The sequence below is a fragment of the Roseobacter sp. SK209-2-6 genome, from assembly GCF_000169455.1.
Classification (GTDB): Bacteria; Pseudomonadota; Alphaproteobacteria; order Rhodobacterales; family Rhodobacteraceae; genus Pseudophaeobacter.
This window is the reverse complement of the sequence record NZ_AAYC01000002.1, coordinates 312,306-329,683: the sequence shown is the minus strand read 5'-3', so window position 1 is coordinate 329,683 and position 17,378 is coordinate 312,306. Positions and strand designations below refer to the sequence as shown.

Annotated in this window: 17 protein-coding genes; 11 read left to right on the top strand and 6 right to left on the bottom strand. The window is 53.6% G+C overall.

All coding sequences use genetic code 11. From position 1 onward, the window contains the following. The first annotated feature begins 41 nt into the window (after window positions 1-41). Window positions 42-2,351, top strand: a complete 2,310-nt coding sequence (locus tag RSK20926_RS04740; RefSeq protein WP_008204764.1) for an ATP-binding protein — start codon at window positions 42-44, stop codon at window positions 2,349-2,351. 48 nt (window positions 2,352-2,399) lie between these two features. Here RSK20926_RS04740 and RSK20926_RS04735 read toward each other — a convergent pair whose 3' ends face one another. Beyond that, window positions 2,400-2,993 (bottom strand): sulfotransferase family 2 domain-containing protein, encoded by a 594-nt coding sequence (locus RSK20926_RS04735; protein WP_008204763.1) that lies wholly within the window; start codon window positions 2,991-2,993, stop codon window positions 2,400-2,402. A 191-nt stretch (window positions 2,994-3,184) separates the two neighbouring features. Between RSK20926_RS04735 and recA the strand changes: the two genes are divergently transcribed. From recA to RSK20926_RS04715, 4 genes are all read left to right on the top strand, one after another. Beyond that, a complete protein-coding gene (recA, locus tag RSK20926_RS04730; RefSeq protein ID WP_008204761.1) occupies window positions 3,185-4,252 on the top strand; it encodes a recombinase RecA in 1,068 nt (355 codons plus the stop codon). Window positions 4,253-4,407: 155 nt separating this feature from the next. After that, window positions 4,408-7,059 (top strand): alanine--tRNA ligase, encoded by a 2,652-nt coding sequence (gene alaS, locus RSK20926_RS04725; protein ID WP_008204760.1) that lies wholly within the window; start codon window positions 4,408-4,410, stop codon window positions 7,057-7,059. 81 nt (window positions 7,060-7,140) lie between these two features. Continuing rightward, window positions 7,141-7,428, top strand: a complete 288-nt coding sequence (locus RSK20926_RS04720) for a DUF1330 domain-containing protein (RefSeq protein WP_008204759.1) — start codon at window positions 7,141-7,143, stop codon at window positions 7,426-7,428. Then, complete coding sequence (locus RSK20926_RS04715) at window positions 7,428-7,907, top strand: MOSC domain-containing protein (protein ID WP_008204758.1); 480 nt, start codon at window positions 7,428-7,430, stop codon at window positions 7,905-7,907. The genes RSK20926_RS04720 and RSK20926_RS04715 overlap by 1 nt, the downstream gene beginning before the upstream one ends. Before the next feature lie 53 nt (window positions 7,908-7,960). Here the strand turns inward: RSK20926_RS04715 and typA are convergent, their stop codons facing one another. Together typA and RSK20926_RS04705 are read right to left on the bottom strand one after the other, a co-directional pair. Beyond that, window positions 7,961-9,781 carry a translational GTPase TypA gene (typA, locus tag RSK20926_RS04710; protein WP_008204757.1) on the bottom strand — a complete coding sequence of 607 codons (1,821 nt, stop codon included), beginning with the start codon at window positions 9,779-9,781 and terminating at the stop codon, window positions 7,961-7,963. A gap of 136 nt (window positions 9,782-9,917) precedes the next feature. Beyond that, window positions 9,918-10,253, bottom strand: coding sequence for a DMT family transporter (locus tag RSK20926_RS04705; protein ID WP_008204756.1), 336 nt, complete (start codon window positions 10,251-10,253; stop codon window positions 9,918-9,920). A 266-nt stretch (window positions 10,254-10,519) separates the two neighbouring features. Between RSK20926_RS04705 and RSK20926_RS04700 the strand changes: the two genes are divergently transcribed. After that, window positions 10,520-11,332, top strand: coding sequence for a class II glutamine amidotransferase (locus tag RSK20926_RS04700; protein WP_037253763.1), 813 nt, complete (start codon window positions 10,520-10,522; stop codon window positions 11,330-11,332). Between the two features lie 44 nt (window positions 11,333-11,376). On the opposite strand, the gene RSK20926_RS04695 is transcribed toward RSK20926_RS04700, so the two are convergent. The 3 genes from RSK20926_RS04695 to RSK20926_RS04685 are packed head-to-tail and all read right to left on the bottom strand — an operon-like array spanning window position 11,377 to window position 13,438. Next, a complete protein-coding gene (locus RSK20926_RS04695; protein WP_008204754.1) occupies window positions 11,377-12,546 on the bottom strand; it encodes an HD domain-containing protein in 1,170 nt (389 codons plus the stop codon). Continuing rightward, window positions 12,543-12,785 carry a hypothetical protein gene (locus tag RSK20926_RS04690; protein ID WP_008204753.1) on the bottom strand — a complete coding sequence of 81 codons (243 nt, stop codon included), beginning with the start codon at window positions 12,783-12,785 and terminating at the stop codon, window positions 12,543-12,545. The genes RSK20926_RS04695 and RSK20926_RS04690 overlap by 4 nt, the downstream gene beginning before the upstream one ends. Further along, on the bottom strand, window positions 12,785-13,438 hold the full coding sequence (locus tag RSK20926_RS04685) for an alpha/beta hydrolase (RefSeq protein ID WP_008204752.1): 654 nt from the start codon (window positions 13,436-13,438) through the stop codon (window positions 12,785-12,787). The genes RSK20926_RS04690 and RSK20926_RS04685 overlap by 1 nt, the downstream gene beginning before the upstream one ends. A gap of 191 nt (window positions 13,439-13,629) precedes the next feature. On the opposite strand from RSK20926_RS04685, the gene RSK20926_RS04680 reads away from it, so the two are divergent. Genes RSK20926_RS04680 through RSK20926_RS04660 form a run of 5 tightly spaced genes read left to right on the top strand, consistent with a single transcriptional unit; the run spans window position 13,630 to window position 17,366 of the window. Beyond that, window positions 13,630-14,091: an Rrf2 family transcriptional regulator gene (locus RSK20926_RS04680; RefSeq protein WP_008204751.1), complete on the top strand. Its 462-nt coding sequence runs from the start codon at window positions 13,630-13,632 to the stop codon at window positions 14,089-14,091. 48 nt (window positions 14,092-14,139) lie between these two features. Continuing rightward, on the top strand, window positions 14,140-15,183 hold the full coding sequence (locus tag RSK20926_RS04675; RefSeq protein WP_037253927.1) for a cysteine desulfurase family protein: 1,044 nt from the start codon (window positions 14,140-14,142) through the stop codon (window positions 15,181-15,183). Window positions 15,184-15,198: 15 nt separating this feature from the next. Further along, window positions 15,199-16,719: a Fe-S cluster assembly protein SufB gene (gene sufB, locus RSK20926_RS04670; protein WP_008204748.1), complete on the top strand. Its 1,521-nt coding sequence runs from the start codon at window positions 15,199-15,201 to the stop codon at window positions 16,717-16,719. Between the two features lie 3 nt (window positions 16,720-16,722). Then, on the top strand, window positions 16,723-17,055 hold the full coding sequence (locus RSK20926_RS04665; protein WP_008204747.1) for a hypothetical protein: 333 nt from the start codon (window positions 16,723-16,725) through the stop codon (window positions 17,053-17,055). Then, on the top strand, window positions 17,052-17,366 hold the full coding sequence (locus RSK20926_RS04660) for a heavy metal-binding domain-containing protein (RefSeq protein ID WP_008204745.1): 315 nt from the start codon (window positions 17,052-17,054) through the stop codon (window positions 17,364-17,366). Before RSK20926_RS04665 ends, RSK20926_RS04660 begins: the two co-directional genes overlap by 4 nt. The last annotated feature ends 12 nt before the right edge of the window (window positions 17,367-17,378 follow it).

Sequence of the window (17,378 nt, the reverse complement as noted above, 5' to 3'; positions counted from 1 at the left end):
TCTGAGTTATGACGGAGTTGCCAACAAATACCGGAGTGACTATGGCAGAACGCCAAACTACCTCTGTGCCGATGCTTCGGATCTCTCATCCTGAACATATTCGGCTTGCCGGAACTCTGGTTTTTGCAGTTGCTCTGATCGTCCTGCCGGGATTTCTATCCTGGCCCGATTGGATTCTGCGTGGATTGTTGGCTGTTGGTTTCACCCTTCTGGCAGTCTCGTTGCTAATGGTGTTTCAGGCTCGGCTTCGTCTGAATGCAAGAGCAATGGCCGTGGAGCTGTTGACCGGCTTTATCGAAAAAGATGCCACTCCCAGTTTTGTCACCGATGAAGATGGCTGCATCCACGCCTGCAATCAGGCAGCGCAGACCCGCTATAAGGATGCAGAGCGAGACACCCTTGCGGCGACATTGCGTTCCATTCTTGCAAACCCTTCGGCCGTTTTGTTCAGACTGCAAAGCCGGGCCAAATACGAAGGTGCGGCGCGCGAGGATATTGTGACCCGCAGGGGGCATGTTCGTCTCGCCGTTCACCAGATGCACGGTGGAAGTTTCCTCTGGCGGATTGAGGATGTGGCCGAACGCCCCTCTGGCAATCGCAACCAAGAGAGCATCCCCATCCCCATGATAACCGTGGGACGAACCGGGGCCGTTCTCTTCATGAATGAAACCGCGCGTACCCTTATCGGGGAGCGCATCAAATCTACTGACCGCCTGTTTCCAAGCCTTCCGGCAAACAGCGGAGCGGTGAATACGATCAGCACGAAGAACGGACCCAAAGACGTTGTTATCAGACAACTAAATCGCACCCAGGGGCGCTCTGAAATCTATATGATAGAGATCAATAGCTCTGAAGTCTCGGGGCCACAGGCAAGTTTTGAACACATGCCGGTTCCCTTGATCAAGCTCACGCCGTCTGGTGATGTTCTGTCGCTAAACCGCATGGCCGTTTCCATGCTGGGGCTGAAGAGCCGGGAGAACTTGAAACTGGCACAGATGATGGAAGGGCTCGGCAGACCGATGTCTGACTGGCTGCGAGACACGGCTGATGGCCTTGCTTCCAATAAATCCGAATTCCTACGCTTGTCCCGCGCGGACAAGGAAGTCTATGTTCAGGTCACATTAAGCAGGGTGATCGAAGACGGAAAAACCGTCCTTGTTGCAGTTTTGAATGATGCAACGGAACTGAAGACCCTCGAGGCCCAGTTTGTGCAAAGCCAGAAGATGCAGGCGATTGGTCAGCTTGCAGGTGGTGTGGCCCATGATTTCAACAATCTTTTGACTGCGATTTCAGGGCATTGCGATCTACTTTTGCTGCGTCATGATCAAGGGGATCAGGACTACGGAGACCTGATCCAAATCCATGAGAACGCCAATAGGGCGGCGGCTTTGGTCAGTCAGTTGCTTGCCTTCTCGCGGAAACAAACCCTGCTGCCCGAAGTTCTGGATGTACGAGATACGCTCTCGGATCTCACGCATCTTTTGAACAGATTGGTTGGGGAGAAGGTGACACTAACGCTTAGCCATGATCCGGTTATGCGTTCTATTCGTGCGGACAAACGGCAGCTGGAACAGGTTCTGATGAACCTGGTGGTGAATGCCCGTGACGCGATGCCAAACGGTGGCGAAATCCGCGTCCGGACCGAGGCGGTTGTGCTGGACAAGCCACTGAAGCGGGACCGTGTATCTGTCCCAGAAGGGGATTGGGTAACTGTCAAGGTGAGTGATGAGGGGATCGGCATTGCCCCTGACAAGCTCCAGAATGTTTTTGAACCCTTCTATACCACCAAGAGAACGGGTGAGGGCACCGGCCTTGGGCTCTCAACTGTTTATGGGATTATCAAGCAAACTGGAGGCTATATTTTTGTCGACTCCGTTGTTGGCAAGGGGACACAGTTCACCCTCTTTTTCCCAGTTTTCCAGGAGGATTCAGAAAAAAGCCCGGCAGTTGCAGAACCTCCCAAACCAGTGGCTGCAGCCCAGCACGGCGAAGGTGTTGTCCTTCTGGTTGAAGATGAGGCCCCTGTTCGGGCCTTTGCGTCACGCGCCCTCAGGATGCGCGGATATACCGTCCTAGAAGCGGAATCTGCAGAAGATGCTCTGCGCACCTTGGAAGATCCCAGCCTAAATGTGGATGTCTTTGTCACCGATGTAGTCATGCCTGGGATGGATGGGCCAACTTGGGTTCGTGAAGCACTCAAAGAACGCCCAAATACGAGGGTGGTATTTGTCTCAGGCTATGCTGAGGGCGCCTTTGGCGAAGCGGAACCGAATGTTCCGAATTCAGTTTTTCTTCCCAAGCCATTTTCGCTCAACCAGCTCACTGAAACGGTGCATCAGCAGTTGCATTAACGGGGTGACAGAAGCCCCTCAAGAATCTGAAATTAAAAGCATATTTCTTTACTTGATGCTTTCGTAGAGAGTGAACTCTTCAGGTCTTTTCCGACGTAGCAGTGCTTCGATATCCGGTTTGAGAGGCGTTGCTACGTTTGGGCTGACATTCCTGCGCGGCAGGTTCAGATCAAATTTTAGTCGGTCATTCAAGAACGCGACCAGTTTATCTTGTTCTTCGTAACGGAACAAATGTTTGACTGCACAACCGTTTGGCTGTGCCTCAAGAAACTTGGCCTGACTTCCAACATTGGCGTAGCTTGGCGGCTTTCCCTTGCAGTAGGCGCGAACGAAGTCGTCAAAGGAGATTTCCTTTGTTGAATTCTCTTTCCCATCCAGAAAAGGCCGCTTCCGGTACCTGTACCAACTGCTCAACCAAGAAATTGGTTCGCGCACAACCGCAGCAACCTCCAGCTCAGCGTCGCAAACCCGTTCGAACATAGGGCGAATCCAACGATTGTAGCGATATAGTGGAGCATGTTTCAGTTGCGGTGGATCAGAAATAGACATATCTGCGCGCGCAAGCAGCGCCTCTTGAAAGGCGGTGGTTCCGGTTTTTGGTACCGAAAGAAGGACTAGTCTTTCACTATAAAAAACAAGCATCTAACGAAAATCCCTAATCTGTATTTTCATTGAGTTGAAATTTTTTCTGAGCATATCACCCATTTTTTGCGCTGAATAGAAGTAGAATTGCATTGCTTTGTTCTCCTTTTGGTCCCATAAGGAACAACACGGGAACAAAGCAGTGATTGCCGCTGGCGCAGCTCTGTGACACATAGTAGAGGACAAGGGCAATGGCGGATCTTTTGACCATGAAAAACAAAGCAAGCGGTGACAAGCAAAAGGCACTGGATAGCGCTCTCGCACAGATTGAGCGACAGTTTGGCAAGGGCTCGATTATGAAGCTTGGCGATGGAAACGCCATGCAGGAGATTGAGGCCAGCTCGACAGGCTCTCTGGGGCTGGATATCGCACTGGGTATTGGCGGCCTACCAATGGGGCGTATTGTTGAAATCTACGGGCCCGAAAGCTCGGGTAAAACAACGCTGACGCTGCATTGCATTGCGGAACAGCAAAAAAAGGGCGGCGTCTGCGCCTTTGTTGATGCGGAACACGCGCTGGACCCGCAATATGCTGCAAAACTGGGTGTCGATTTGGATGAGCTGCTAATTTCGCAGCCTGATACCGGTGAGCAGGCTCTGGAAATCACCGATACCCTGGTGCGATCAGGTGCGGTGAATATGGTCATTGTCGATTCTGTCGCCGCACTAACCCCAAAATCCGAACTCGAAGGTGATATGGGGGACTCCAACGTTGGTGTGCAGGCTCGCCTGATGAGCCAGGCAATGCGCAAGCTGACCGGATCGATCAATCGGTCCAAATGTATGGTGATCTTTATCAACCAGATCCGGATGAAGATCGGCGTTATGTTTGGTTCGCCTGAAACAACTACAGGCGGTAACGCCTTGAAATTCTACTCTTCTGTACGACTGGATATTCGCCGGATTGGTGCTATCAAGGATCGTGACGAAGTTGTCGGCAACCAGACACGGGTCAAGGTTGTCAAAAACAAGGTCGCGCCCCCGTTCAAGCAGGTCGAATTCGACATCATGTATGGTGAAGGTATCTCCAAAATGGGAGAGCTCTTGGATCTTGGTGTCGCAGCGGGTGTGGTCAATAAGTCTGGCGCCTGGTTCTCTTACGGGGATGAGCGAATTGGCCAGGGCCGTGAGAACGCCAAGCAATTCCTACGTGACCATCCTGAGACGGCTTTTGATATCGAAGATAAAATCAGAGCAGCCCATGGTTTGGATTTCGACCGGCCCGAACTGGGCGGTGAGGATGACATCCTGGAAGCCTGATCACAACCATCCTGCTATCGGAGCTAAAATTGGAGGGCGCGGCATGAGCCGCGTCCTTTTTGCATCTTCCCTCTGATCGCCAGCAGTGGACAGGCGAAGGCTGGGGGGATAAACCTCTGTGCAACTGAGACAATGCCCGAAATGGACCCTGATCTATGGCGACGCTGAACGATATCCGCTCAACCTTTTTGAACTACTTTGCCAAGCAAGGTCATGAGGTGGTCGCCTCTAGCCCGCTGGTGCCGCGCAACGACCCAACCTTGATGTTTACCAACTCGGGTATGGTGCAATTTAAGAACTGTTTCACCGGGGTTGAAACGCGGGATTACAAACGCGCGACAACCTCGCAAAAATGTGTCCGGGCAGGGGGCAAGCACAACGACCTTGACAATGTCGGCTATACTGCACGTCACCATACTTTTTTTGAGATGCTCGGGAACTTCTCCTTCGGTGACTACTTTAAGAACGAAGCCATCCCTTTTGCCTGGGAACTGATCACAAAGGAACTCGTAGTTCCAAAGGAGCGGCTTTACACAACCGTCTACCACACCGACGATGAAGCCTTTGAAATCTGGAGGAAAATCGGGGTTCCAGAGGATCGGATCATTCGCATCGCCACCTCCGATAATTTCTGGCAAATGGGGGATACGGGCCCCTGTGGCCCCTGCACCGAGATTTTCTATGATCACGGTGATCACATTTGGGGAGGCCCTCCCGGCTCACCCGAAGAAGATGGCGATCGCTTCATTGAGATCTGGAACCTCGTTTTTATGCAGAACGAGAAATTCGCTGATGGATCAATGATTGATCTGGAAATGCAGTCCATCGATACCGGTATGGGCTTGGAGCGAATTGCGGCGCTTTTGCAGGGTACCCATGACAACTATGAGACTGACCTTTTCAAGTCACTGATCGAGGCCTCGGCTGATGTGACGAGCACGGATCCTTTTGGTGATCAGAATGTCCACCATCGGGTGATCGCGGATCATCTGCGCTCTTGCTCATTCTTGATTGCCGAGGGGGTTCTGCCCTCGAATGAAGGTCGTGGTTATGTGTTGCGTCGCATCATGCGTCGCGCCATGCGCCACGCCTCGCTTCTAGGGGCGAAAGACCCAGTGATGCACAAACTTGTGCCAGCATTGGTGCAAAAGATGGGCGCCGCCTATCCAGAACTTGGACAGGGTCAAGCCCTGATTGAAGAGACCTTCGAGCAGGAAGAAACCCGCTTTCTCAAGACTTTGGATCGCGGTCTTAAACTTCTGGATGATGCATCTGCTGATATGGATAAGGGCGATACGCTTTCCGGTGAGACTGCGTTCAAGCTTTACGATACCTATGGTTTCCCTCTCGATCTTACGCAGGACGCGCTACGCGCCAAAGAGATCGAGGTCGATACCCAAGGGTTTGATGCCGCCATGAAGGAGCAGAAAGAGAAATCACGTGCGGGCGGCATCGGGCTTGGTGAAGCAGCGGATGTGAAGGTCTATTTTGACATCCTCGACGCATCCGGCCCAACCGAGTTCCTCGGTTATGAAACTGAAAAAGCCGAGGGCCAGATTGCTGCAATCGTCAAAGATGGTGCGAAGGTCGAAAGCGCTGGAAGAGGTGAGACCGTCCAGATCATCCTGAACCAAACCCCGTTTTATGGCGAAAGCGGTGGTCAGGTTGGTGACAGCGGTGTTCTGACTGTCGAAGGTGGTACTGCTGTGGTTAGCGATACGAAAAAGGTCGAAGGCCTTTTCCTGCATATCGCTGAGGTGACAGAAGGGCAAATCGCGGTTGGCCTTGGGGCGGCGATGGAAGTGGACCATAAACGCCGCAGCCAGATCCGGGCCAATCACTCTGCCACCCACTTGTTGCACGAAGCTCTGCGCAACGCATTGGGTGAGCATGTTGCACAAAAAGGCTCTTTGAATGCGGATGATCGTCTGCGCTTTGACTTTAGTCACAATAAGGCGATGAGTGCGGGAGAGTTGGTGAAGGTTGGTGCGGAAGTGAATGATTTCATTCGTCAAAACACCGAAGTGACCACCCGCATCATGACCCCTGATGATGCCCGTGACCTGGGCGCTCAGGCGCTATTTGGTGAAAAATATGGCGAAGAGGTTCGCGTTGTTTCCATGGGTAAAGCCGAGACCGGCAAAGGGCATGATGGCCAGACCTATTCCATCGAACTCTGCGGTGGCACCCATGTAAAACAAACCGGTGATATCGGCACCTTTGTCATTCTGGGCGACAGCGCTTCCTCTGCTGGGGTGCGCCGCATCGAAGCGCTGACTGGCGCTGCCGCTTATGCGTATCTGGAGCGTGAGGCAAGCCGGATGGCCGAGATTGCTGGGGCGTTAAAGGCTCAGCCCGCTGAGGTGATGGATCGCCTGAAGGCCATGATGGACGAACGCAAGGCGCTCCAAAATGAGATTTCGAACCTCAAACAGCAGGTTGCCATGGGCGGTGGTGCAGCTGGCGGGAGCGAAGCCAAAGAGATCGGTGGCAAGAAATTCCTAGCCCAAGCCTTGCAGGGAGTTTCAGGCAAAGATTTGCGCGGTTTGATTGATGCGCATAAGCAGAACATCGGGTCCGGTGTGATCCTGCTTATTGCTGAAGATGACGGCAAAGTCGCAGTGGCCGCTGGCGTCACTGAGGATTTGACCAGCGACATCTCTGCTGTTGATGTCCTTAAAGCAGCTGTTCCTGCAGTTGGCGGGAAAGGGGGCGGTGGACGTCCTGATATGGCTCAGGGCGGCGGCAAGGACTTTGCCGGAGCCGAAGAGGCGATCAGGGCAGCCGAAGCTCTCCTTGCAAGCTGACCATTCGGTCAAAAAATACTTGGTCTTTCCGGCAAAAAGCTTAGGCTGCCGGAAAGATCATAACTGTAGGAGGCCTCTTCAATGCCCGCACTCTGGATTGCACATGTGACCGTCACCGATGCTGATGCCTATGGCAAATATGCTGAGCTGGCTGGTCCGGCCATCGCCAAACATGGCGGAACCTTTATCGCTCGTGGGGGACGGTTTGTGCAGCTGGAAGGCAAGGAACGCCCGCGGAACGTTGTAGCAAAGTTTCCGGATGTCGATGCAGCGGTAAACTGCTACCACAGCCCAGAGTATCAGGAAGCGCTGAACCACGCGCGCGGTGCATCAGAGCGTGAACTGATGGTGGTGGAAACTTCCGAGTAATGGTCACCGCATTTGCGGAGATGCTAAAGCGCCACGCCACCAATGGACAGGTGGCGTGGATTGGTCTACGCCCTGCGCGCCGTGAGGATCTGCTAACGCCTGATGAGGCTGAGATCACACTAGATGGCTTGAACGGAGATCACAGCAAAGCTGGCAAAAGGGCGATTACGCTGATCCAAAAAGAACATCTGCCCGTCATTGCGCGCCTAGCTGCGCGTGAGTGCGTGAGACCGGAAGACTTACGCCGAAACCTGGTTGTTTCCGGGATCAATCTGGCTGCTTTACGCAAAGCTCATCTACAGATTGGTGAAGCTGTTCTGCAAATTTCTGGGCCATGCCCGCCCTGTTCTCGTATGGAAGAGGTGCTGGGGCAGGGTGGCTACAATGCCATGCGAGGGCACGGGGGATGGTATGCAGAAGTGGAGCAACCGGGGCGACTAGCTGTTGGCGACAGTGTCACGCATTTGTCAGATAACTAGTCGAGCCAATTGAAAAACGGCGGTAGATTTCTCTACCGCCGTTTACTGTTCTATCAGGCGTTCGCCTTGGACATGCGCTTGCGCTCATGTGGGTCCAGGTACCGCTTGCGCAGACGCACACTGTTCGGGGTGACCTCGACCAGTTCGTCGTCGTTGATATAAGCAATCGCTTCTTCCAGAGACAGCGTGATCGGGGTGGTCAGCCGCACTGCTTCATCAGTACCCGAAGCACGAACGTTGGTGAGCTTTTTGCCTTTCAAAGGGTTCACTTCCAGATCGTTGTCGCGAGAGTGTTCGCCGATGATCATGCCGGTATAGACATCAGCCTGAGCGCCGATCATCATCTTGCCGCGATCTTCCAGATTCCACAGCGCATAAGCGACGGATTGGCCATTCTCCATTGAGATCAGAACGCCTGCACGACGGCCCGGGATCGCCCCTTTGTGCGGTGCCCAGCCGTGGAACACCCGGTTCAGAACGCCAGTACCACGGGTATCGGTCAGGAATTCACCGTGATAGCCGATCAGACCGCGGGAAGGCACATGTGCGATAATGCGCGTCTTACCGGCTCCTGCAGGCCTCATTTCAACCAGTTCACCTTTGCGGGTGCCAGTCAGCTTTTCGATGACGGCGCCAGAATACTCATCATCCACATCGATGGTTGCTTCCTCAATGGGCTCCATGCGTTTGCCGTCTTCTTCACGCATGATCACCTGAGGGCGGGAGATCGACAGCTCAAAGCCTTCACGACGCATGTTTTCGATCAGAACGCCCATCTGCAATTCGCCACGGCCAGAGACTTCAAAAGCCTCACCGCCGGGGGTGTCCGCGATCTTGATGGCAACGTTGCTCTCGGCCTCTTTCATCAGGCGATCGCGGATTACACGAGATTGCACTTTCTTACCGTCACGGCCGGCCAGCGGACTGTCATTGATGCCAAAAGTCACAGTGATGGTTGGGGGATCGATGGGCTGTGCATCAAGCGGCTCATCAACGGCCAGAGCGCAGATGGTATCTGCTACTGTGGCTTTCGCCATACCTGCGATGGAAACGATGTCGCCGGCTTGTGCTTCTTCGATGTCCTGTTGCGCCAGACCACGGAAAGCCTGGATGCGCGTGACTCGGAACTGTTCGATCTTTTGGCCGATGCGGGTCAGCGCCTGCACGGTTGCACCAACCTTGAGCGTGCCAGATTCCACCCGGCCAGTCAGCAGACGTCCGACAAAGGGGTCACTACCCAGGGTCGTCGCCAGCATGCGGAAATCATCATCCTGCTTCTTCACCTGTTTTGGCTCTGGCACATGGTTGACAATCAGGTTGAAAAGCGCGTGCAAATCCTTGCGTGGACCGTCCAGTTCTGCATCAGCCCAGCCATTGCGGCCAGAGGCATACATATGAGGGAAGTCCAACTGGTCTTCATTTGCATCCAGCGAAGCAAAGAGATCAAAGCACTCATCAAGGGCGCGATCAGGCTCTGCATCTGGTTTGTCGACCTTGTTCAGCACCACGATGGGGCGCAGACCCAGGGCGAGCGCCTTGGAAGTCACAAACTTTGTCTGCGGCATAGGGCCTTCGGCCGCATCAACCAGCAAAACAACGCCATCAACCATAGAGAGGATACGCTCAACCTCGCCACCGAAGTCGGCGTGACCCGGGGTATCAACGATGTTGATCCGGGTGCCATTCCACTCGACCGAGGTCGGCTTGGCGAAAATGGTGATGCCCCGCTCGCGCTCCAGGTCATTGCTGTCCATGGCGCGCTCTGCCACAGCCTGGTTTTCGCGGAAGGCGCCGGATTGTTTCAGCAGCTCATCAACCAGGGTGGTTTTCCCGTGGTCCACGTGAGCAATGATCGCAATGTTGCGCATATCCATGACGTCGTCAGCCTTTGTAAGGAAGTTGCGCCGCGCATAGCCCGAACCCAGCCCAAAGGCCAGAGGAAAAGACGGTAAACAGCAGCAAGCAGAGCCAAAGCTGCATTGCGAATGAGCTTTTGCTTTGAAAAAGCTGCTAGTGGCTGACGGATTTGGAAAATAGGTGGATGACCAGCACGCCCAAAATGATCAAAGCCAAGCCTAGAATGGCGGGCCAGTCCAGTCGTTGGCCAAATACAATGAGCCCAATGAGAGCAATGCAGACCACCCCAAGCCCCGACCAGATTGCATAGACAATACCAACGGGCATGAACTTGAGCGTAAGGCCCATCATGTAAAAGGAAAATCCATAGGCCAGCAGCACCAGAACTGAAGGCCAGAATTTGGTAAATTGCTGACTGGCCTGCAGGGCAGAGGTGCCGATGGTTTCTGTGATGATAGCCACGATCAAATACAGGTAATGCACCGGCATGGCAGAATCCTTTTTTAAGGGAGTGGGTCAGTTCCGGGTACCTGATCACTTCTTGTACAGACAGTCCAGAAATTGAATCAGGTTTCAGTTGATTTTCAGCACAGCTGAACAGGTACCTGTGCAAAGCCTGCGGTCGACCATGAAGCCGACAAAGGTTATTGCGCAGCGGAACAGTGTTCCGACTTTAGCTGAATATGAAGAACATTCCCTTATTCTTCCTGCTCAGATTGGCAAGAGTCAGGACAATTCACATAAGGATCAGAGAAATGTGCCGTTGGGCAGCCTATGTTGGAACTCCCATTTTTATGGAAGATGTCATTTCCTTACCCCAGCATTCCCTGGTGGCGCAGAGCGTGGAAGCACATGAATGCAAGACAAGCACGAATGGTGACGGATTTGGATTGGCCTGGTATGATCATCGACCGGAGCCTGGACTCTATCGAGATGTCTATCCTGCCTGGTCAGACCCAAACCTGCGGGCGTTGTCTAATCAGGTGAAATCTGGACTATTCCTGTCACATGTTAGGGCGTCGACAGGGTCTGCGATTAGCCGCAACAACTGTCACCCATTTAGCGCTGGTAAGTGGAGCTTTATGCACAATGGACAGGTTGGCGGCTTTGAAGGTTTTCGCCGATATGCTGATATGTGCATTCCAGATGATCTCTATGAGCATCGCAAGGGAGCGACCGACAGCGAGGTTCTCTTTCTCATCGCGCTAAAGGAAGGTCTAGCAACCAACCCTCTGGCATCACTGGAAAAAGCCGTCGCGAAACTGGAGCAGCTTTCTCGCAAACGCGGTTGTGCGCCACACATGCGCCTTTCTGCGGCTCTCTCCGATGGAGAGGTGCTCTATGCTGCGCGGTACTCATCCGATCACATCGCCCCATCGCTTTATTATCGCTGGAACGAAGTTTCTTCCGGTTGGACTGTTGTTTCCGAACCTCTTGAAGCTGAGCAGGATGGTTGGACGGAATTGAAACCGGGTCAGTTCCTGACACTCAATGGGGAAGAGGTGAGGATCGAGGCTTTTGATCCAACTCGCTATGGTATCGATGACAGCTGTTCAGATGCGGCCTAGCTATCCCTTAGGGGACAAAATCATCGCAAAGAAAGCAGGGCGCGCTATATGCGCCCTTGCTCAGTAAACCAGGGCTCAACTTTGGCTTTGACAAAGCTCCACACATCCGGAGCGCCACGGTTAACTTTTACTCCAACCCTTTGCTCCAGCTGTGGCATGCTGACATCATAGTCCCGCCAGCTACCGCCGCCATTTGCCAGGTTCAGTAAGAGCGGTTGAACACGGTCTATCGACTTGGCAAAAACGGCATCCGCGCTGGTGGCAGATTCAAATTCCACCCATAAGGATTTGAATTCTCGTGATTGTTCACTTGGCAGTAGGCCAAAAAGACGATCCGCGGCTGCAAGTTCGAGCTTTTCTAGATTTGCAAGTTCCTGCTCACTCAGACCGCCGTGGATTGGGCTGTCGCCTGCGTCGATCTCAACGATGTCATGCAACAGAAGCATCTGAAGAACACGGAAGGGATCAATCGGGGAGGATGCGTATTCAGACAGGACCCAAGCATATAGCATGATGTGCCAACTGTGTTCCGCAGAATTCTCCCGACGTGAGCCATCTCCCAGCCTTGTCGCCCGGAGGATCAATTTCAACGCGTCCGCCTCGTTGAGGAAAGCAAGCCGCTGTTCAAGATCTGTGTCGGATTCCCTTTCGGCCTTTTCAAGCAGTGCAACAGCATGCTTGAACAGAAGAGGTTGGCTATGTTCCAGGCGCGCGGCGCGGCCACCAAACAGGTTGTTGCGCACCACCTCGACATGTTCGGGAATTGGATCTTCGGCGCAGAGGGTCTGAAAGATAGGCTGACAATGATCCAGCTGCTTTGCGAACCGGGAATCAGCGCTTTCTGCGGCTTCAAATTCGGACCAAAGCGCGTGAAATTCGGCCGCTTGGTCATCCGGTAGTAGACCAAAGAGCCGCTCGGCCGCTTTTTGTTCCGCTTTTTCTACCGCATTCCAGTCGTGCTCTTCATCAATTGGGTGATCTCCGGCATCGATTTCGACGAGGTCATGCAACAATAGCATCTGTATCACACGCTCAATCTGAACCTCATCGCCTGCCATCGGGACCAGAGCAAGCGCGTAGAGTGCCAAATGCCAGCTGTGTTCTGCGGAATTCTCAGGTCGTGAGCAATCCAGGATGAGATTTTGCCTCTCTACACTGCGCAATTTGTCTGCTTCGAGTAAGAAATCGAACTGCGCTTGTATCCGGCTGGTCATCCTTTGGCTTTCTCCTCAAGCTCTCGCTGAACCTGTGCAAGTTTTTTTGAAATAAACTCGCGGGCCTTTCGGTCCGCGAGGCTCACTCGGATTTCGGTTAGAAAGGCTTCTTCCAACGACTGAGAGGCCGCGCCTAAAACCTGGGCGACCTCCATATAGAAACGATCTTCGCCCAGAGCATCCTGAACTTTCAACGTGTCTTCAGCCAGCTTTTCAGCAAGCCTTTCAATGGTTCCCATCAGCGTGTGTTCTCTGTCAGGCGGCGCTTCACATATTCGGTGGTGTGATCCATCAGGCTATCCATGTGATCCCCCTGGAAGAAGTGATCGGCGCCTTCGACTTCTGTGTGGGTGATGGTGATGCCTTTTTGCTCGTGAAGCTTGTTCACAAGTCCAAAAGTATCCGCTGGCGGGGCAACACGGTCCGATGTGCCATTGATGATCAGGCCAGATGAAGGGCAGGGCGCAAGGAATGAGAAATCATACATATTTGCCGGAGGAGCGACGGAAATGAATCCGGTGATTTCCGGGCGACGCATAAGCAGCTGCATTCCGATCCAGGCTCCAAAAGAGAAACCGGCAACCCAACAATGTTTGGAATTGTTGTTCATGGATTGCAGGTAATCCAGTGCTGAGGCCGCATCGGAAAGCTCACCCACACCCTGATCATATTCGCCCTGGCTACGGCCAACGCCACGAAAGTTAAAACGCAGCACCGTAAAGCCCATGTTGTAGAAGGCGTAGTGCAGGTTATAGACAACCTTGTTGTTCATAGTGCCGCCAAATTGCGGGTGCGGATGCAGCACGATGGCAATCGGGGCGTCTCTTTCTTTTTGGGGGTGATAGCGGCCTTCCAGGCGGCCTTCGGGTCCAGGAAAAATGACCTCAGGCATGGGCAGTTGAATCCTATTCTCATTTTCTGCAGATCCCCTTCAGGAAAACTTGACGTTTTCCATCGGGCATCTTAGAACAATTCTAATTGCTGGCGCAGGCCATTGCATTGCACCGTTAGGGTCAGATACGCACTGATGCCCATAAGGTCAATGTTTTCGCGGCGTAGGCATCTGTTTGGAGATGCAGAAAGATGAAACTTTCGACCAAAGGCCGCTACGCCATGGTGGCGCTGTCTGATATAGCTTTGCAGCCAGAAGGGACTTTGGTCGTTCTTGGAGATATTTCCAAGCGCCAGGATATTTCTTTGCCCTATCTGGAGCAGCTCTTTGTCAAATTGCGCCGGGCTGAATTGGTTACCTCTGTGCGTGGGCCTGGCGGCGGATATCGGTTGGCGCGCCCTGCATCAGAAATAAGGGTTGTAGACATTCTTTCTGCGGTCGATGAGACGGTAGACGCGATGCATAAAGGGGCCGGAGCCTCTGGTGGGGCGAGCGGTAGTCGCGCACAGTCCTTGACCAACCGTCTTTGGCAGAGCCTCAGCGCGCATGTCTATGTTTTCCTTCACCAAACCCGTCTTTCAGATGTGATCAACAATGATATGGCCCCGTGTCCCGCTGTTCCTTGTCTCTTTGATGTTGTAGATGCGGAGTAAGGTTCTGGCCGAAAAATCTTGGCCGCCTCAGTCGAAAAAGATGACTCTATGAAACGTGTTTATCTAGATCATAACGCCACAACACCTCTGTGCCAAAAGGCACGAGAGGCGATGATCGCTGCAATGGATATTTGCGGGAACCCCTCTTCGGTACATGAGGAAGGGCGGGCTGCAAAAGCTATAGTTGAAAGAGCGCGCGCACAGGTGGCCGCTGCCTTTGGGGCAGATGGTGCCGATATTGTGTTTACCTCTGGGTCTACGGAAGGCGCTTCTCTCGCGCTCGCCGGAAAAGATCTGCATGGGGCTCCAGTTGAACACGACGCCATAAGAGCTTGGATCAAAGAGGATCTATCCGTTTCCTGCAATGGAGAAGTCAGCATCGAGGCGCCAGAACACAGCGCCCTGCAGCTGGCCAACTCTGAAACCGGTGTTGTTCAAAAACTGCCGCAGGGACTCGCTGTGAGTGACGTCACACAGGCTTTTGGCAAACTGCCAATCGCTTTTAATTGGCTGGGCGTTGGAATGGCACTGATCTCGGCCCATAAGCTGGGCGGACCCAAAGGCATTGGAGCCCTTGTCATGCCGCGTGGAACCGATTTGGCAGCCCAGATCAAAGGCGGCGGTCAAGAGATGGGGCGGCGCTCTGGCACCGAAAATGTGATTGGAATCGCTGGTTTTGGTGCCGCGGCCGAAGCTGCGGCGCAGAACCTGGCTGCGGGGACCTGGGAGAGCGTTGAAAAGCTGCGCGATCTCATGGAAGAAGCTCTTGCAGCTGGCGCTCCAGAGATTATTTGTGCTGGCAAAGATGCTGTGCGTCTGCCGAACACAAGTTGTTTCGCCGTTCCCGGCTGGAAAGGGGAAACACAGGTCATGCAGATGGACCTCTCTGGCTTTGCGATCAGCGCCGGAAGCGCTTGCTCCAGCGGGAAAGTTCGGGCCAGTGCCGTTTTGACCGCGATGGGATTTGACCAGGAAACCGCCCAGAGCGCTGTAAGGGTGAGCCTGGGGCCAGAGACAACAGAAGAAGATGTACTGCGCTTTGCTGAGGCATGGCTGCAGAAATACAAGAAACACTGCGCCCGCGTGGCGTGACGCTAGGAGAAGATCATGGCCGCTTTGGACCAGACCCAAGTCAAAGAAGGTGTAGACCAGGAAACCGTCGATGCGGTAGCCGAGGTTGGCACTTATAAATACGGCTGGGAAACCGATATCGAGATGGAATATGCCCCCAAGGGCCTGACCACCGATATCGTCAAGCTGATCTCGGAAAAGAACGAAGAGCCCGAGTGGATGCTGAATTGGCGGTTGGAGGCTTATGAGCGCTGGCTGCAAAAGGAAGAGCCCACCTGGGCCATGGTCGATTACCCGGAAATCGATTTTCAGGATCAGTATTACTATGCTCGTCCCAAGTCGATGGAAGTGAAGCCAAAATCGCTGGATGAAGTTGATCCCAAGCTGTTGGAAACTTACAAAAAGCTTGGCATCCCGTTGAAAGAGCAAATGATTTTAGCCGGCGTCGAAGGGGCAGAAGACGCTCCTGCTGAAGGTCGCAAGGTAGCAGTGGATGCGGTGTTTGACTCCGTTTCCGTCGGCACCACCTTCCAGGCGGAGTTGAAAAAGGCCGGTGTGATCTTCTGTTCCATCTCGGAAGCGATCAAGGAACACCCTGAGCTGGTGAAGAAATACCTGGGAACCGTGGTGCCTGTCTCTGACAATTTCTATGCAACGCTGAACTCGGCTGTCTTCTCAGATGGATCTTTTGTCTATGTGCCGCCCGGCGTGCGCTGCCCAATGGAGCTGTCGACCTATTTCCGCATCAATGCGGAAAACACGGGCCAGTTTGAGCGTACTCTGATCATCGCCGACAAGGGATCTTATGTGAGCTATCTCGAAGGTTGTACTGCCCCAGCGCGTGATATCGCGCAGCTGCACGCTGCCGTGGTCGAAATCATCATCGAAGAAGATGCCGAAGTGAAATACTCGACCGTGCAGAACTGGTACCCCGGTGACGAAGACGGTAAGGGCGGCATCTATAACTTTGTCACCAAACGCGCCGATTGCCGTGGTGATCGCGCCAAGATCATGTGGACCCAGGTTGAAACCGGCTCCGCCGTCACTTGGAAATACCCCTCCTGCATCCTGCGCGGCAACGAAAGTCAGGGCGAGTTCTACTCCATCGCCATTGCCAACAACATGCAGCAGGCCGATACCGGCACCAAGATGGTGCATCTGGGCAAGAACACCAAGTCGCGCATCGTCTCCAAGGGGATCTCTGCCGGCAAGGCCCAGAACACCTATCGCGGTTTGGTCTCGATGCACCCGAAGGCCAAGGAAAGCCGCAACTACACCCAGTGCGACAGCCTGCTGATCGGCGACAAATGTGGGGCCCACACGGTGCCCTACATTGAGGTCAAGAACAACTCTTCCCGCGTGGAGCATGAGGCGACGACATCAAAGGTGGACGATGACCAGCTGTTCTACTGCCGTCAACGTGGCATGGACGAAGAAGAGGCCGTTGCCCTGGTGGTGAACGGTTTCTGCAAGGACGTGCTGCAAGCGCTGCCAATGGAATTCGCCATGGAAGCGCAGCAACTGGTTGCGATTTCGCTGGAAGGGTCTGTGGGGTAAGATATGGCCGGGAATGAGATGGATGCACATTCAACGCTAAACGATCTGAAGTATCCTAGGACAGATTGGGGTCTTCGAAGTGGTGCGATTTTAGCGTTAATACTGTGCTCCATCTCCGTTGTGGCCATCCTTGCTAACCCAAACAGTTTGATTGCTTCTCCAGCAGGGTTTTTCATTGGCCTAACGCTTAGTTGCCTTACCGGCGGGGCTTTTGGCTATGCAATTCAAATGAAGATTGCCAAGCGAGAGGCAAAGGACATAGCAGAAATTAGAGAGTTGAGGGCACTTGAGGTGGAACGTCAACTTCGAGAATTCAGAGAGGCAAAGGAAAAATGATCATCACCACCACACCTTCCGTCGAAGGCTATCAGATCGCTGAATACAAAGGCATCGTCGTGGGCGAGGCCATCATGGGTGCCAATGTGGTGCGCGATGTCTTTGCCTCCATCACTGATATCGTTGGTGGTCGTTCTGGCGCCTACGAAAGCAAGCTGCAGGATGCGCGGGAAACCGCGCTGGCAGAGCTGGAAGACCGCGCCCGGTCCAAAGGCGCCAATGCGGTGGTTGGTGTTGACCTCGACTATGAGGTTGTTGGCCAATCCATGCTGATGGTCTCTGCCAGCGGTACGGCCGTGGTGATCGGATAAGGCGACTGCGTC